This is a genomic window from Flavitalea flava (assembly GCF_054461575.1).
On sequence record NZ_JBTLQH010000006.1, the window covers coordinates 98,045 to 117,343 of the forward strand.

The following is a 19,299-nucleotide window of genomic DNA, read 5'->3' on the forward strand; positions in this document are numbered from 1 at the left end:
TGGATAAATGACCCGATCCATTTGATAAATGATTAGAAAATTAACCCGACAGATTGATAGTTTTGATTTTTAAAGAGTGGGATTGTTGTGAAAACATGGAATCTATAAGTACAATCCCTGATCCGAGTAATCAATATTTGTGTACCACCGTAGTTATGAAACCGTAAACCTGACGTATGGATCTATTATTTCTACCCAAAACTGCTCAGCGAGATCAAAGGATAGCACGCTATGCCTTCAGATCTTATTCTTTACCGAAGCCGGGAAACCTTCAATATAGTGGTTTTTACTATATTGGAAAAAATACAGCTCACATCGAGCGGCTGGTAAACGTATATAAAAGAGGGTATGCTTCCGACGGCCTGGAAAATGTAAAGGCGGAATTGAACCGTAGCCTGGAGCAGGAAAAGAATATGATCCCCGAAGTTATTTTATGCGAGGCCCGTTTTGATTTTGCATCCATTCGCAGCTTCAGTCAATTCCTCAGTCAGCACCCCATTCTTTGTTCCATTCCTTTTATCCTGGATGGATCAGGGCTTTCGGATAAGGAATTACAACTTTTTAAAAGGAATACCAGACCGGATGAGATCCTTCAGATGGAAAATTTCGGAGAAAAGGAATTGAAAGACAAGATCCAGTTCCTCCGTAAGATTAAAGCCGTTGGAGCGAATGCTGGAATTGCCAAGATCGAAGAGCGCCTTCCCAAAGGCCGTAATAAAGGATTGATCTTCAAAAGAGCCTTTGATATCCTGGTTTCTGCCATAGCTATTTTTATTCTCAGCCCTATTTTTCTGCTGATTGCGCTTGCCGTCAAGCTGGAATCCGGGGGACCTGTTTTTTATATTGCCAAAAGAGCTGGCAAAGGTTACCGGATATTCGACTTTTATAAGTTCCGGACCATGCAGCAGGGAGCCGACAAACAAATGCAGGCGCTGACCCATCTGAATCAATACGATGCTGATTCAAAAGGCCCGGTTTTCTTCAAGATCAACAATGATCCCAGGATCACCCGGATCGGGAGTTTTTTGAGAAATACCAGCCTGGACGAACTGCCCCAGCTGATTAACGTATTTTTAGGGGATATGTCCCTGGTAGGGAACAGACCTCTTCCTTTATATGAAGCCGAAACGCTGACTACGGATGATTATGCCGCCCGTTTCCTGGCACCAGCCGGTATGACCGGTCTTTGGCAGATCAAAAAAAGGGGAAATAAAGATATGTCCGTGGAAGAAAGGATCAATATCGATATCGATTACGCTTCAAAATGTAACTTTGCTACCGACCTCTGGATAATAGCCAATACCCCTTCTGCTTTATTGCAAAAGGAAAATGTCTAAAAATCAGGGTTAAAACATAAATCCGGAAAGGCAGGAACTCCTGTCGTCCGGATTTCTGCTTTGTGCCAACAAAAAGAAAATCAATCATGTTGAAGGATTCCCCTTTAGTATCTATCATTGCCGTCAACTATAATACGACTGCCGTAACATCTGATTTTCTTCATTCCATCAGGGTACAGAATACCTACCAGAATATCGAAGTAATTATTGTGGACAATGGCTCCAAAGAAGATCCGTCAGCGGCCTGCCGGCTTGCTTTTCCTGCCGTGAAAATGCTCCTGACCGGAGCAAATCTGGGTTTCAGCGGGGGAAATAATGCCGGGATCCGGATTGCCAAAGGCGATTTCCTTTTCCTGGTAAATAATGATACCGAGTTTACACCGGGTTTGCTGGAAGGTCTGCTGGAGATCTTTCAAACACATGCCGATGCAGGTCTTGCCTGTCCCAAATTCCATTATTTTTTTCAGAAGGGAACGATCGAATATGCCGGTTATCATCCGATCAATATTTTTACCGGGCGCAACGGAATGGTGGGAAGCCGGGAACAGGACAAAGGACAATATGATGAAATAAAGGTCACCCATTATGCACATGGCGGGGCTATGATGGTTCCGCGAAAGGTGATTGAAGAGGTGGGCGGTTTATATGAACCCTTTTTTCTCTATTACGAAGAATTGGACTGGTCCGAAAAGATAAAAAAGAAAGGGTATAAGATTTATTATCAGCCCAAATCCCTGATCTATCATAAAGAATCCATGAGCACTGGAAAATCCAGCCCTCTCAAAACATTTTACCTGAACCGCAATAGAATCCTGTTCATGCGGCGCAATATTGCCTGGCCTGCCTTTATGGTATTTACAGGCTATCTGCTTTTTTTTACCATTCCAAAGAACACGTTCAGTTATCTCGTAAAAGGGCAGAAGGAACATCTTCGTTCGTTCTGGAAAGCTATATTATGGCAATTCAATCCTTCCATAAAATTTAAGCAGTAATAACAACGGGCTTATTTTCCTGTCTGATCCTTATAAGATCGGCTGCTACCTGGGCGGCGAGTATTAAGAACAGTGGCTCAGCCTCGTACCGGAAACGCATATTCTCAAAATGCTCGAACAGGGAGCTGACGCAAAAAATATAGGCGATGATGGCCGTGATGAACAGATTGAGCGGCAACACCATTTTTTCCCGGACTGCCTTACGTATCATCCAGAAAAAAACGAACAGATAAAGCAGGATCTTCGGGAAGGCTGAAAGCGTAAGGGCAATCCTTCTTTGCTGTTTGCCTTTGGCAAAATGAGAGAGGTTGAATGAGTACGCCACATCGTAATATTTGATCTTGGCCGCCTGGTACTCATTAGGCGGATAACGGGTCGCGGGGGCAAAGAAAATAATGGCGGATTGTAGTACGTTCTTCAGATAAGAGCCGGGGTGGGCCTTGATCTGTTGTTTGGATTCTTCCATATACAGTTTGGAAACCTCCAGGTACCCCACATTTTTTTCATTGATACAGGTGTCGTTCTTCATTTCACCAAGCAGGTCCCTGTCATTCAGTCCTCCATACCGGCTTGAATTCCGTGCTGAGAAACCGGCGGGCAGAAATTTTGTATACGCAGAGATCTTTGAAAAAGGTTCAATGAAGGCTATCCTGGAAGAATCTGTCAGAGGAACGTCGTGGAAAACATTCCTGGCGATATTCATTCCCATCCAGGTCGAGGTAGAGAAACTTCCGAAAACTTTAAGATTCTTAACATACCAGAACCCAACCAGCAAAAGGGAGAGTATGGCGCCGGTCACCAGGTAACGGACAGCGGGGCCCTGTTGTTTCCGGTAAAAAAAGACCGCCAGCGCAGAAAGGACAAACAGCCAAACCAGATGATACATGCTCCGGGTCAGACAGATCAGGATCAGGGGCAGGAAAAAGCCTATAGCCTTTTTTCCGGTAATTCCCCCGGAAAAACGCTGTAGAAACAGACAACTGGTGAGCAACAAACCGGTAATAAAACTCGTATAGAATAATTCGTTTTCAAAAAGCAGGGTAGCGGGGCTTAGCAGGTAAACCAGGGAAAAGAGTAAGGGCAGCCTGCTATAAATTGCGGCGTATCGCTGGCTCCTGTCTTTGCGGATCCGGTCAAACAGTTTTTTGAAAACCTGCTGCAGGATCGTCAGCAACAGAAGTGTATTAGCCAGGGTAATTAATTTGAAGACCAGGACAAAGGTGATCCGCGCATATGACCCTGTAAATTTCAGGACAATTCCGAGGAACAAATTAAAAACAGGTGGCTGTGTGTGATCATACCAGACCCCACTGCCCAGATTCGTTTGTAAGGTGGCCATATCCAGGTATTGCCAATTACGGAAAATAGCTCCATAATCCATTTCAACGCCGGTTAAAACAAACAGAAGACGGGAAAAAATGAAAACAAGCAGGACCAGCCGCCAATCATTCAGGAAGGGTTGTTTTTTCACGTGCGGGGTTTGAAAATTTATGTGCAAGCTTAGCTTTTTTTCGGTTACCAAATACACTCCTTTTCATTTGCTTTCGGGACCAAACCGACGTCCATTTACAAGCTATATAGATTATTAAGGGTAACCTGTTTGTAATCAATTGCTTGTGAAGGTGCTGCCGGGCTCTTTTTTTCTGTTGGCGGAGCTATTTTTTTCAAACTATTTTTCAACCTGTGGTTAACCACCTGTTAACCTTTTTAACCCCCAAAAAAACTTAAGAAAATCCGTGTAAATCCTTAGATAAACCAGAAAAAGATATTACCTTGCATCCAAATAAGAGTCCTTCTACTTTTATTGTCCACTCCCATGATCTAACCTTTTAGTTTCCTTCCATTTAAGTGATCGAACCTATTACCCTTTTTTCCATCTTCCTAGAATTACAATTATCCAATTTCCTGAGGCAGTTATCCCGAGATAATTCCTTAGTAAATTTTATGGATTGTTATGCCATATACGGGTACCGAATACTGGTGCCGACTGAACTACCAGCTATCCTTAGTCCAATTCAATAATCCTGTAAGTTTCAGCAGTCCTTTTAAGTCCAATTTATCAGTCCTATTCAATGTAAGAAATTTTCAATTTTTGAAGATATTTATTCGTCATATAACGGGTATAACAAATTTTTATTTACAGATCAGCATAAACAGTTTTTGAGTACCCTATTCCATTATTAAGCTTTATAAATATGAAACTTTTTACAAAAACAATTCCCTTTTTCTTACTGGTTCTGATCATGGTCTTTACACTTGCCGTACATGGACAAAGTGTACTGAATCCAACCGACTCGGTTGTAACCTATAATGCTGCCGCCCCTTCAGGTAGTCTTTCCAATCCGAACATGCCGGATGCGAATACTATCAGTAAGTGGATCCGGACGGTCCGGTTAAGCTGGAATACCAAAGAATGGAAGGCGTATATTCTGCATACGATCCCCTTCCGTCTGAAATATCCCAAAAGCTATGACCCAAATGCCAACGACGGTAAGAAATACCCGATGCTGATCTTCTGGCATGGGGCCGGGGAAAAAGGACCTGCTACTGATAATGAATTCTCATTAGCCAATGGCGGACCTGTTTTTCAAACTGCGGTGGATAACGGAACTTTTGACGGATATGTACTGGTCTTTCAGACGCCTGGCAATGGCTGGAGCGGACCGAACTTCGACTTAGCCGTTCAGGTGGCCAACTACATGGTCACGAATAACAAACTGGATCCTTTCCGCATTATCTCCAACGGTCTTTCGGCCGGTGGTTATGGCAGCTGGGGCATGCTGGAAGCTTATCCCAATTATCTGGCGGCTGCCCTGCCCATGTCCGGGATCACGTTGGGTGATTCGACTGCGGCAGTTCGCCCTTTAGTCAAATTTACTCCTTTATGGGATTTTCAGGGAGGACTCGATACCGGGCCCGATCCCAATACGGCGCAGCAGGTAGTGAACGGCCTCAACGCCGCAGGCGCAAATTTAAAATATACCTTATACCCGAAACTGGGGCATGGTACCTGGACGACAGCCTGGGCCGAACCTGATTTCTTCCCTTTCTGTAACCGGGCCTATATGGCCAATCCCTGGACACTTTTCGGCCGAACGCAATTTTGTCCGGGTGATCCTATCAATGTTACTATTGGCGTGGCTCCCACTCTTGGCGCCTACCAATGGAGAAAAGACGGCGTTTTACTTGCATCAACTACCAATACGATCACAGCAACGGCCACGGGAACCTATGACTGCCGGGTTCAACGGAACGGTGTCTGGTCCGATTGGTCACACACTCCTGTGGTTATTAGCATCAAGGCACCTACAATAACTCCACCCATCGCGGTTTCCGGATTGATGAGCAAAGTGATCCCTGCTTTGGATAATGCGGGTGTTACCTTGAAAGTGCCTTCAGGCTACGTTTCGTATACCTGGCAGAAAGTGGGAAGTACCACTACTATCGGTACCGACAGTACGCTGAAAGTTACTGCCCCCGGCAATTATATTGTCCAGGTAACCGAACAATACGGTTGTTCCAGCAGTTTCTCCGCTCCTTTCACCGTGATCAATGCGAACGGACCCAACAAGCCTGATCCCGCTTCCGGCCTCAGCGCTTCTCCTTTATCACAGACATCCCTGTTGGTTAACTGGAGCCAGAATCCTTCGCCCACAAACAATGAAACAAATTTTGAGGTATACCAGTCTACACAGGCCGGTGGTCCTTATAAACTGATCGATATCACCGGCGCCGATGTATCCAAGGATACCATCAGGGGTCTGGATGCCGGCGTGAAATACTATTATATTGTAAGAGCCGTAAACAATACAGCCGCTTCTGCCGCTTCCAATGAAGGAAGCGGGGTCACCATCGCCGACGTACAGGCACCGACCGCTCCTTCGGTTCTCACGATCACCGGCACCGGCAGGAACTCGGTTTCCTTCAGCTGGGGTGCTTCTACCGATAATGTAGGTGTCATCGGTTATGATATCTATGTGAACGGGGCAAAATCTTATACGGTACCGCCAACCCAGACTAAATTTACGGTCAATAGCCTGGTACATGCACAATCCTATGCATTCACCGTGAAGGCAAAGGATCTGGCCGGCAATATTTCATCTGCCAGCAACCAGGTCAGCGGTCAAGCCCTGATCAATGGTCTTCCTTATTCTTATTATAATAATCTAAGCACATCGCTGACCAAACTTCCGGATTTCGGTTCTTTGGAACCTGCCTTCGCCGGTACCTCAGCGAATGTGACCCTGCCTTCGTCTACAGAGACGGAAAATATGGGTTTCCTCTGGGAAGGTTATATCATTCTTCCTACCACTGGAATCTATAATTTCCGTACCGTTTCGGATGACCGCAGCAAATTGTTCCTGGGTTCCCTGAACGGAACGGGATCGCCTTACAGCTTCACCGGTACTCCTGTTGTCAGCAATGACAGTAAGGCCAATACGACCGTTGCCTCTTCCAATATGTTCCTGTCGGCTGGTATTTACCCCATTGCCATTGCTTATTCCCAGTTAACGGGCAGTAGGTCACTCACGGTTTCCTGGAAGGTACCCGGTTCGATCAATTATGTCACCATTCCCGCAAGCGCTTTCATAGAAACCGCTGTTGCAGGAGTTGGACCCAATACTCCATCGAACATGAAGGCAACCAGCCTGTCTTATAAAGCAATCAGCCTGGCCTGGACGGATAACAGCAGTGATGAGACCGGTTTTGAAATTTGGAGATCGGTCAGCCCTTCCAGTGGATTTGCGATCGTGGGTTCTACATCGGCTAATGCGACCAGTTTTATCGACTCCACCGTTGCCGCCAGCACCCGCTATTTTTACATATTGAGATCGGTGAACACAAATGGTCAGTCTAACTTTACCAGCAATTATACCGAAGCCAACTGGAGATTCGATAACAGTTATATAGATAGCACCGGTAATGGTAAAACACTTACGGCTATCAGCAGCCCGGTATTCGATGCCGCCAACAAACAACAGGGCGCCTATTCCGTTAAACTAAACGGGACAAACCAGGCTATCACTATAAATAATACAGGCGGCTTCCTGCAGGAATCCTATACACAAAGGACGATCGCGCTTTGGATCAAAGCATCCAGCACTAGTGGTGCCAACCGGGTTATCTTCGATATCGGAGGCAGCGATAACGGTCTTGCACTTGTATTAAATAATACCACCCTCACTGCAGGGGTGGCCAGTGCCAATAACCGCAAAACGATCACGACTACACTCAACAATACCAACTGGAATCATATTGCCGTAGTTTATTATGGTGATTCCCTTTTATTGTATGTGAACGGTATCCTGGCAGCATCCAATATTAACCTGGGTTTCCATTCCATCGGTACGACTTCGAATGGTGCAAGGATCGGTCAGACCAACGGAACCAATGCCTATAATAATAATGGCAATGTATTCGGCGGATGGATCGATGATTTCGGGGTCTTTAACACCGCCTTATCTGCGGATGTGATCGCTACCCTGATCAATTTCACCTATGCACAGTCAAATGCCGCAACTCAAGTATTACCTGCAATACCTGCTGCGCCCTCCGGCCTGAATGCCACGGCGACAGGTACAACCGCAGTTTCTGTTTCGTGGACAAATAATGCAGTGAACGCAGCAAACAACCAGCTTTACCGTTCCAACAATAATAACCAGGCCTATGTGCTGCTGGCTACTTTGCCTGCCAACGCCACTTCTTACAATGATGCCGGTCTGTATTCCAATGCACAGTATTTCTACAAGATCAATGCGGTCAATCCGGGGGGTACCTCTGCTTATTCAAATGAAAGCAGCGCGACGACCCTGAATACGCCTCCGGTTATTGTCAAGCTGGTTAATCAACAGGCCAGGTATGGTACGACCACCACTATCCAGGTAAGCGCTACTTCGGTGAACTCCGGTTTGCTAACGCTGACTGCGCCGAACCTGCCTGCATTTGCCGGGTTCGTGGATAATGGTAACGGATCGGGAACGATCACCCTGAATCCTGCCAGCACCGACCAGGGTACGTATAACAACCTGATCGTCGTAGCAGCTGATGCTTTCGGCGGAAAGGATACTACCCGGTTCAACCTGGATGTCAATAATAATTTCGCTCCGACCCTCGACAGCATTGCCAATTTTACCCTCAATGAGAGTGATTCTGTAAATATTCCTATCAATGGAGCCAATGTAAATCCTGCCGATGTGCTGACGGTATCGGTCAGTAATCTGCCTAATAATTATACGCTGACCCCCGGATCCAACGGAACAGCTACGCTGTCCCTGCATCCGACCTATGCTGCGGCCGGAACTTATAACGTGAATGTAACGGTGAATGACAATAACGGTCTGTCCGTTAAACGCACCTTCGTTCTTAACGTTATTAACAAAGATCCGAATACGAAGATCTATGCAAGGGTACAATATGCCAGCACGGCATCTGCTCCCTGGAATAATATGACCGGGCCTACTACGCCAAATCTTCTCGATCAGAACGGGAATACCACTGCCATCGGCATTAACTTCCAGCAGTCCTGGTGGATGCCGTTCAATGCAGGTCCTACCACTGGCAATAACTCCGGAGTTTACCCGGATGCCATATTGAGCGATTTCTGGTATTTCGGTTTCTATGGCGGTCCGGAAACGGCAGCCGTAGCTGTAACGGGTCTTAACCCGGCCGGCAAATACAATATCACGTTGTATGCAGGCAGTAATTTTGTTGGGTCAGGCGATAATGGAACGACAATCTATACGATAGGTACCCAAAGTGTATCCCTTTATGTTCAGGGTAACACACAGAACACCGTATCGATCAATAATCTTTCACCCGATGCGACAGGGGCCATTACGGTCAATATGAAGAAAGGAGCCAACACTCCGATCGGTTACCTGAATGCCCTGGTGATCACTTCCATCTTCGATGATGGAACGGTGCCTGCAGCTCCATCTCTGCTTACTGCCCAGAATGTTCCGGGTAAAGGTGTTCAGCTGAACTGGCAGGATGCTGCTTATAATGAGACTGCCTATGAAGTATACCGTTCCAGCAGCAGTGCAGGAACCTACAGCCTGATCAAAACTGCAGATCCCGGTACGGTAAGCTTCCTGGACAGCGTCATCTCCGGAACGACCCAGTACTTTTATGCCGTACGATCGGTCAACAGTCATGGTGCTTCCACTTATTCCGACACGGCTTCCGTAACGACTACGGATCGTATTCCGCAGGTAGCGCCTATCGCCGATGTATTGCTGAAGAATAATCAAAACACCACGGTGACGGTTACGGCTACGGACGATGTGACCGATCACATTACATTAACTGCTACCAACCTGCCTCCTTTTGCCTCTTTCATGGACAATGGAGACGGTACGGGTACGGTGACGATTCAGCCAACCGCCGGTTTGCAGGGTTCTTTCTCCGGCCTGACGGTCACGGCTACTGATAACAGCGATTCCAGCCGTTCGGCCAGTTTCAACCTGTTCGTGGTGGATGCGAATGTTACTTCTTCTTACGTGAACCTGACCAATAACGATAACCTGGCCCCTGCGCCATGGAACAATATGGCGGTGCCTTTCCTTCCTTATGCCGGGTTCTCGATCAGCGGTCTGAAGGATGACGGTAACACGACAACAAGTGTGGCAGTCACACTGACAGATGCCTGGGATGGTGTATCGGCAACGGGTACGCGTCGCCGCAACGGGTCTGAACTATATCCTGAATCGGTAGAACGTTCCGCCCTGTACACGACAAATACGAACGCCCACCGGATCACGGTTACAGGTTTGGATCCAGCCAAGCTCTACAATTTCGTGTTCTATAACAGTGACGGTACAAGTGCCAGTTCGCTGACCAATTTCACGATCAATGGTCAGACCATCGGACTTAACGGTTCTTATAATTCCAACACGACGGCTCAGATAAATGGTATCAGTTCCGATGCCAGCGGAACGGTGGTCATCAACTGTGTGAAAGATGCGGCTGCGGCTTATGGGCTGCTGAGCTCACTGGTCATCCAGTCTTATACACCTGCTTCGGTCACTACGCTTAGCCCTGCAGATCTGCGGACAGTGGATTACTCGGCTTCGAATACGGTATCCCTGCAATGGCAGGACCGGGCAAGCAATGAGACCGGCTATGAAGTCTGGCGTGCAAATGATGGCGGTACCTATTCTCTGAAGGCAATTCTTCTTGCGAACAGCACTTCCTATGTCGATGTGAATCTGCCGGCCAATACGAGCTACAACTATATCGTTCGTGCGGTGAATGGTATCAATTACTCTGAATACAGCAATCCGGTAAGAGGATATACCTACGCTACGACCGTATTCATCAACTTCAACAGCAGTGCGAATGCGGCTACCTCACCCTGGAATAACCTGAACTGGGTATATGGATTGGGAGCTACCTGGAATAACTTCAATGACGAAGCAGGCATCCCGACCAATATCGGAATGGTACAACCGGTGAAAGTGGATGGTATGGTTAGCCCGGGTGTAAATACGGGCAATAACTCCGGTATCTTCCCGGATAAGGTGATAGCGGAAGGATTTGGTATGTTCCCCGGAGATACCACCTATGTAGTGTTGAATGGCCTGAACCTGGCCCGCAAATACGATCTCACGGTGTTCGCCAGCCTTACCAATTATCCCGGTGAGAACAGCACGGTGTACATGGTTAACGGGAAAAATTACCTGTTGAACTCGCTGAACAACAGCACAGGAACGCTGACGATCTTCGGCATTGCTCCCGATCAGAACGGTCAGATCAAGGTAAGCTTTACCGGTTATCCGACGGCTACCTTCGGTTTACTGGGCGCCATGATCGTCAAAGGCTACGATCCGTCTACTAACCAGATTTCTCAGGCTCCGGTATCGGCTATCGTTGCCCGGACTGCAACCCTGGCTAACGGTAATCAGTTTGCGCAGCAAAATACGAACAGCAGCATCCTGGATGCGCTGAGACCGTTGACCGCCTACCCGAATCCGTTCGATCAGGACTTTACCTTGTCGGTACCTGCTTTGGCAAACGACAATGCACTGGTTACGATCACAGATGTAAGCGGAAGACAGATCTACCAGAAAAGGTTCGAAGGCTTGTACCAGGGTAATAACCAGCTCCGGATCCAACCGGCAGGCGCGGTTCCAACGGGAGTTTATTATGTGACGATAACTTATATCAACAGGAATGACAGGAAAACCCTGACCATCTTAAAAAAGTAAGTGATTAATAAGAGAATATATGGTATAAAAATAGTATAGACAAACCCTGCCGCTAAGTTAGAGGGCTGACCAATTGGTCGGCCCTTTTTTAATTGGGCAATAAGCTATGAGGAAATTTAGCTTATTGCCCAATTAATGCTAATGATCGAGCTTCGCTCAAGGGACCACAGGTCCCTTGTCTGTATCCTTAAAAAGGGCGTTTTGCGACTTTATTTGGTTAACGAATTCGTAATGACTTGTTAACGGCGCTACTGGCTATGAAAACCAACAAAAAATGGTTATCTTGCACGACTCTTAAGCCTCAACCTGCCTATTATTCCTAAGGCGAAACCACCTTTTCCTGTTACACAGCCTTCTACGGCTCCAGTATCCTGGCAAGACCAGATCCGATCTATCCTTCCTTGAATTACGTATGTAATTTTTTTAGTCTCTTTTTTCCAATTTTCCTCGTCATCCCATTTTAAACGATTGTTTTCGGTTAGCCGAATCATACGGTCCATCCTCCTTTCCGGCTGGCCGGAGAATCGTTATGTCCAATTGACCGAAAGATCCATCCAATGTCCCAAAGATCCCATTAAGAAAAGTTCGATTGACCGATATATACGGATACCCTTTTTAAACACTGAATGCTTATTCTCTATTTTAAGATTACAATTATGAAATTTTTTACAAAAAGAATTCCCCTTTTCTTACTGGCTCTTGTCACCTTCTTTACACTTTCAGTCAGCGGACAAAGTGTACTGAATCCCAATGACTCGATCGTAACCTACAATGCTTCGGCTCCGGCGGGTAGTCTTACCAACCCCAATTACCCGGATGCGAACACGATCACCAAATGGATAAGGACGGTCCGGTTAACCTGGAATACCAATGAATGGAAAGCGTATATTTTGCATACGATCCCTTTCCGTTTGAAATACCCTAAAAGTTATGACCCTAATGCCAACGACGGGAAAAAATACCCGATGTTGATCTTCTGGCATGGAGCAGGGGAGAAGGGGCCGGCTACGGATAATGAATTTTCGTTGGCGAATGGTGGACCGGTATTTCAAAGTGCAGTGGATAACGGAACGTTTGACGGATATGTACTGGTCTTTCAATCTCCGGGCAATGGCTGGAGCGGTCCTAATTTCGATCTGGCCGTTCAGGTGGCGAACTATATGGTGACCAATAACAAACTCGACCCGTTCCGGATCATCACCAACGGTCTTTCTGCCGGAGGTTATGCAAGCTGGGGTATGCTGGAAGCCTATCCTCAGTATACGGCAGCTGCTCTTCCCATGTCCGGGATAACCCTGGGCGATTCGACGGCAGCTGTGCGCCCTTTAGTCAAATTCACTCCTTTATGGGACTTTCAGGGGGGACTGGATACCGGACCAGATCCAAATACAGCACAGCAGGTAGTAAGCGGCCTCAATGCAGCAGGCGCAAATATAAAATATACTTTATATCCTCAACTGGGTCATGGTACCTGGACAACGGCCTGGGCCGAACCCGATTTTTTCCCTTTCTGTAACAGGGCCTATATGTCCAATCCCTGGACCCTTTTCGGCCGGACGCAGTTTTGTCCGGGAGATCCGATAAATGTAACGATAGGCGTCGCTCCCAAACAGGATGCTTACCAATGGAGAAAGGATGGTGTCTTGCTCTCTGCCATTACCAATAGTATAACGGCTACCACTACGGGAACCTACGATTGCCGCGTTCAGCGCAATGGCATCTGGTCCGACTGGTCACATATTCCCGTGGTCATCAGTATAAAAGCTCCTACCGTAACGCCGCCTATAACGGTTTCCGGTCTGATGAGCAAAGTGATCCCGGCCCTGAACAACCCGGGTGTTACCTTAAAAGTACCTTCCGGTTATGTATCTTATCTCTGGCAAAAAACAGGGGATACTACTACAAGGAGTACAGACAGCACGCTAAAGGTAACAACACCTGGTAATTATATAGTCAGGGTGACTGAACTATACGGTTGTTCCAGCAGTTTCTCCGCACCCTTTACGGTGATCGATTCTGCAGGACCCAACAGGCCGGATCCGGCTTCGGGTCTGACAGTGACCGTCCTTTCCCAGACCTCCATGGAACTGGACTGGAGCCAGAACCCTTCCCCAAACTATAACGAAACGAATTTCGAGATCTATCAGTCCACCCAGCCCGGAGGCCCTTATACGATGGCCGCGATCACTGGCGCAGATGTAACTACACAGGTCATTACCGGTCTGCAAACGAATACCAAATATTATTATATTGTCCGGGCTGTCAATAATACGGCTGCTTCCATTTTGTCGGGTCAGGCTTCAGGGACAACGACTGCCGATACTCAGGCTCCGACGGTTCCTGGAAGCCTCCTGCTGACCGGATCGACCAAGACTTCGATATCGCTCAGCTGGACCGCCTCCACGGATAATATCGGCGTGACCCAATATTATATATATATCAACGGGGTCAAAACCTATTCCACTAAACAAACCAACTTTACGGTCGATGGATTGCAGACCGGCCAGAACTATATCTTTACCGTTCAGGCTGCGGACCAGGCAAAGAATCTTTCGTCCATGAGCAACCAGGTCAGCGGCCAGGCCAAACTGATCGGGTTGAATTACAATTTTTATACCTTCACGGCCAATTGGAATACTTTAGCCGATTTCGGTACGCTCACCCCGGCCCTTTCCGGAGTGATGCCGAATGTTTCTATCGCTTCGGCCACCCAGACAACCAATTATGCCTATCTCTGGCAAGGGTATATCCGGGTACCGGTCACGGGATCCTATACTTTCCAGACCAGTTCGGATGATGGCAGCAAACTCTGGCTTGGCGCATTGAATCAAACCGCTTCGCCGTATACCTATTCCGGTATGGCGACGGTTAACAATGATGGTCAGCATGGAACGACCAGCGTCAATTCTTCCACCCTGACCTTAACGGCGGGCACTTATCCTATTGCCATCGCCTTCTTTCAGCAGGGTGGCGGTTATACTATGTCGGTAGGCTGGAAAACTCCGCAGACTGCCGGCAATTTTGTTGCCATTCCAGATAGTGTTTTCGCGGATAAGACAGCAGCTGCGGGAGTAGCCCCTGCTATCCCGACTACGGTAAAGGCTACGGCAACCGCTTACAATAAGATCGGCCTGACCTGGACGGATAATACCAACAACGAAACAGGATTCGAGATCTACCGCTCTACCAGTTCCGTCGGAGCCTATTCGATCGTAACGACCGCTCCGGCTAATGCAACCGGTTTCACCGATACAACCGTCCTTCCATCAACTACCTATTTTTATAAGATACAGGCTGTCAATCAATATGGCGCATCGGGTTACGATCCTTCCTCCCTGGGAGGAGTAGCCTATTCTTTTTATCAGGGGACCTGGAATAATCTTCCTCCTTTTAACAGCCTTACCCCGGTATCGACGGGTAATCTGAATAATATATCCTTATCCCCGAGCCCGGTTACGACCAATTTTGCCTTTAAGTTCCTGGGAACGATCAATATCCCGGCTACCGGCAGTTATACTTTTTATACGGCCTCCGATGATGGAAGTAATCTTTATGTAGGCGGGTTCGACAGTGCCCATCTGGTCGTGAAGAACGATTATCTGCAGGGTACGACTGAAAGATCCGGAACTCTTACCCTGACCAAGGGAAGTTATCCCATCTATGTTACCTATTTCCAACAGGGCGGCGGTTATGTACTGACGACCAGTTATCAGGGTCCCGGGATCAGCAAACAGCTTATACCGGATTCAGCCTTTATCAATAAAAATTCCTCGGCCACCACCCTGGGATTACCCGCAGCGCCAATCAACCCTTATAATGTTACCGCGATTGCATTATCTTCTTCCGTGGTCTCTTTAAGCTGGGCCGATACGGCATCCGGTGTAACCGGCTACAACATTTACCGCTCCTTCGGCGATAGTTCCCGGTTCCTGCTGCTGGCCAGCCTCCCCGCTGCCATTACTCATTACAGCGATACGGGGCTTTATGCCAACCAGACTTATTATTATAAAATAAATGCCGTCTGGGTAGGCGGAAATACGGGCTATTCCGCAGCGGTCTTTGCGCAAGCGAAGGATATCGCGCCTGTAATTACTCCTTTGCCTAACCGCAATATAAGATATGGTACAACCACGGTTGTTCCGGTGAGCATAACTTCGGCCTCCTCAGGCGGACTGACGCTTACGCCGTCGAATCTGCCTGCTTTTGCCAGCTTTGCCGATAACGGAAATGGTACGGGAGTTCTTACCTTCAGCCCGGTCCTTGCCAATCAGGGGGTTTATAACAGCATCAAGGTAAAAGTAGCAGACCCGAATGGGGGAGTGGATTCAACCCAGTTCAACCTGACGGTCAACGGGAATTATACGCCGGTCATCCATACCCTGTCCGATACTATCATTCATGAAGGGGATAGCGTCCGGATCGCTCTTAGCGCGACGGATTCCACCGCCGGAGCAACGCTGACCTGGTCGGTAGGCAACCTCCCGAATAATTTCACCCTGGTGAACGGGGCCAATGGATATGCGACCCTGGTTCTTCAACCAACTTTCGCAGCCGCCGGTACCTACGCCGTAAAATTAACTATTAACGACGGGCAGGGTGATTCATCCATCCGTTCATTCAACCTGACCATACTCGATAAGGACCCGAGCACAAAAATTTATGCCCGGGTAAAATATGCCAACACGATCGGAGCGCCCTGGAATAGTATGACCGGCATCTCCACGCCGAACCTCCTGGATCAGAACGGGAATACGACCCCCGTCGGCATTAACTTCCTGCAATCCTGGTGGATGCCGTTCAATGGAGGTCCGACGACCGGTAATAATTCTGGTGTCTACCCCGATGCGGTGCTGAATGATTTCTGGTACTTCGGTTATTACGGTGGACCGGAAACGGCAGCCCTTTCCGTGACGGGTCTGAACCCCGCAGGAAAATACAATCTGACCTTTTATGCAGGCAGCGTATTTAACGGGTTCCCTGATAACGGTACTACGGTTTATACAGTAGGCACCCAATCGGTATCCCTCTATGTGCAGAACAACACGCAGAAAACGGTGTCGATCAATACCCTGTCTCCGGATGCTTCCGGCAATATAACGGTGAACATGGCCAAAGCGGCCGGTAGCCCGATCGGGTACCTGAATGCCCTGGTGATTACTTCTCTATATGATGATGGAATGGCTCCTGCGGCTCCGTCCCTGCTGACTGCCCTGAATGTTGCCGGTAAAGGCGTTCAACTGAACTGGCATGATGCGGCTTACAACGAGACCGGTTATGAAATTTATCGCTCTACCGGCAATGGTGGTACGTATAACCTGCTTACTACGGCAAATACCGCCACGGTCAGCTACCTGGATAGTACCATTTCCGGGACTACCCCATACTTCTATACCGTGAGGGCCATCAACAGCCATGGCCATTCGGCTTATTCCGATACGGCTTCGGTTATCACAAAGGACAGGATACCCCAGATCGCCGCTATTGCCGATGTTCTGCTTAAGAACAATCAAAATACGACCGTTACGGTTACGGCGACGGATGATCCGACCGACCATATTACGCTGAAGGCTTCCAACCTGCCATCTTTTGCCAGCTTTACAGATAACGGCAATGGTACGGGAACGGTGAGCATCCAACCGGCAGCCGGATTACTGGGCACCTTTACTGGACTTACAATAACGGCTACGGATAACAGTGATTCCAGCCGTTCGGCCAGCTTTAACCTGTTTGTAGTGGATGGGAATGTTACCTCCACTTATGTTAATCTGACCAACAACGATAACCTGGCCCCTGCGCCATGGAACAATATGGCGATTCCTTATCTGCCGAATGCAGGGTACGTGATCAGCGGGTTAAAAGATGACGGCAATAATGTGACTGGCGTCTCCGTCACCCTGACCGATGCCTGGGATGGAGTATCGCTAACGGGTATGCGTCGCCGGAACGGATCGGAAGTATATCCCGAAACCGTTGAACGTTCCGCGCTTTATACGACCAGTACCAGCGCTCACCGGATCACGGTAACGGGACTGGATCCTGCCAAACAATATAATTTCCTTTTTTACAACAGTGACGGAACCAGCGCCAGTTCGCTGACCAATTTCACGATCAACGGCCAGACTAGCGGTCTCAACGGATCGTATAATTCCAACAAAACCGCCCAGCTCAATGGCATCAGTTCCGATGCCGGCGGAACGGTAGTGATCAGTTGTGCAAAAGATGTCAATGCCGCTTATGGATTGCTGAGCGCCCTGGTCATCGAATCCTATACGCCGGCCTCCGTGGCCACGCTAAGCCCTGCGGATCTTCGGGTATTGGATTACGCTGCATCGAATACGGTATCCCTGCAATGGCAGGACCGGTCATCGAATGAAACCGGTTACCAGGTCTGGCGTGCGGCCGATGGTGGCACCTATTCCCTGCTGACAAGTCTTCCGGCAAACAGTACCTCTTATACAGATGCAGGTCTGTCTGCCAATTCGAGCTATAACTATATCGTCCGTGCGGTGAACGGGACAAATTATTCGACCTTCAGCAACCCGGTCAGAGGATATACTTATTCCCCGGCAGTATTCATCAACTTTGCCAGCAGTGCGAGTGCCGCTCCTGCTCCCTGGAATAACCTGAACTGGGTGTATGGACTGGGAGCATTCTGGAATAATTTTAATGATGAGACAGGCGTTCCGACAAATATCGGTATGGTACAGCCGGTGAAGGTGGATGGTATGGTGAGCCCGGGAGTAAATACGGGCAACAACTCCGGTATCTTCCCCGATAAGGTAATGGCCGAAGGGTTTGGTATGTTCCCCGGCGATACGACCTACGTGGTGCTTAACGGCCTGAACCTGGCCCGCAAATATGATATCACCGTGTTTGCCAGCCTGACGAACTATCCGGGTGAGAACAGTACGGTTTATATGGTAAATGGCCAGACCTGTCTGCTCAATTCACTCAACAACAGTACAGGCACCCTGACGATCTTCGGTCTGGTCCCCGATCAGAATGGCCAGATCAGGATCAGTTTCACCGGCTATCCGACTGCCACCTTCGGTTTATTGGGAGCCATGATCGTTAAAGGCTATACTCCGTCCGTTAACCCGATCAGCCCTGCTCCGGCGACGGCGATTGTTACACCGGGTGCGGTTACAGCAACAGCCAGCAGATTTACCACTACAGCAGACAGCACGAACAACAGCCTCTTGAACGGCATGAGACCCCTCACAGCTTATCCGAATCCATTCGATCAGGATTTTACCTTGTTGGTTCCTGCACTGGCAGGTGACAAAGTGTTGGTTACGATTACCGATGTAAGCGGAATACAAATCTACCAGAAACGTTGGGAAGGGTTATACCAGGGTAATAATCAACTCCGTATCCAGCCTGCAGGGCAGGTAACTACTGGAATTTATTTTGTAACCGTAAACTATATTAACAGAAATGACCGTCAAACCCTGAAGGTCATGAAGAAATAAAGTCGAGTTTAAAGCAGACAAAAAAGGGCTGACCATAATGGTCGGCCCTTTTTTTGTCCACGCCTTATAGTAAAAACGGGGTATATATAAAAAAATCGTTAACTTACAAGAACTGTTCTTTTTTATATTAAATTTCTTCGAAGAATCTGCCATTTCCTGGCCCCGATCAGAATGTGACCCTTCTTCTATGTAAAGCCGCATCCAATTTTCCGTGATGTCAATTTCTTCTTATTATTTTCCAATTTCCTTCTACATCCAATCTCCTGCTTCATCCAATCTCCTGCTTCATCCA

At 47.9% G+C, this 19,299-nt stretch carries 5 protein-coding genes; 4 read left to right on the forward strand and 1 reads right to left on the reverse strand.

Annotated elements, in window-relative coordinates:
* The first annotated feature begins 176 nt into the window (after positions 1 to 176).
* Together ACX0G9_RS08405 and ACX0G9_RS08410 are read left to right on the forward strand one after the other, a co-directional pair.
* Positions 177 to 1,337 (forward strand): sugar transferase, encoded by a 1,161-nt coding sequence (locus ACX0G9_RS08405; RefSeq protein ID WP_459064437.1) that lies wholly within the window; start codon positions 177 to 179, stop codon positions 1,335 to 1,337.
* Positions 1,338 to 1,423: 86 nt separating this feature from the next.
* Complete coding sequence (locus ACX0G9_RS08410; RefSeq protein ID WP_459064438.1) at positions 1,424 to 2,329, forward strand: glycosyltransferase family 2 protein; 906 nt, start codon at positions 1,424 to 1,426, stop codon at positions 2,327 to 2,329.
* On the opposite strand, the gene ACX0G9_RS08415 is transcribed toward ACX0G9_RS08410, so the two are convergent.
* On the reverse strand, positions 2,319 to 3,800 hold the full coding sequence (locus ACX0G9_RS08415; RefSeq protein ID WP_459064439.1) for a hypothetical protein: 1,482 nt from the start codon (positions 3,798 to 3,800) through the stop codon (positions 2,319 to 2,321). The two genes, ACX0G9_RS08410 and ACX0G9_RS08415, sit on opposite strands and share 11 nt — an antisense overlap.
* Positions 3,801 to 4,524: 724 nt before the next feature.
* Here ACX0G9_RS08415 and ACX0G9_RS08420 point away from each other — a divergent pair.
* Entirely contained in the window at positions 4,525 to 11,535 is a 7,011-nt protein-coding gene (locus tag ACX0G9_RS08420; protein WP_459064440.1) for a fibronectin type III domain-containing protein, read from the forward strand.
* 656 nt (positions 11,536 to 12,191) lie between these two features.
* The gene (locus tag ACX0G9_RS08425; protein ID WP_459064441.1) at positions 12,192 to 19,007 is read left to right on the forward strand and encodes a fibronectin type III domain-containing protein; all 6,816 of its coding nucleotides are present in this window, start codon (positions 12,192 to 12,194) and stop codon (positions 19,005 to 19,007) included.
* The last annotated feature ends 292 nt before the right edge of the window (positions 19,008 to 19,299 follow it).

What these genes read in the sequence shown, in the direction of transcription:
- ACX0G9_RS08405 (WP_459064437.1), top strand. Translation starts at nt 177, where the DNA reads ATGGATCTATTATTTCTACCCAAAACTGCTCAGCGAGATCAAAGGATA.
- ACX0G9_RS08410 (WP_459064438.1), top strand. Translation starts at nt 1,424, where the DNA reads ATGTTGAAGGATTCCCCTTTAGTATCTATCATTGCCGTCAACTATAAT.
- ACX0G9_RS08420 (WP_459064440.1), top strand. Translation starts at nt 4,525, where the DNA reads ATGAAACTTTTTACAAAAACAATTCCCTTTTTCTTACTGGTTCTGATC.
- ACX0G9_RS08425 (WP_459064441.1), top strand. Translation starts at nt 12,192, where the DNA reads ATGAAATTTTTTACAAAAAGAATTCCCCTTTTCTTACTGGCTCTTGTC.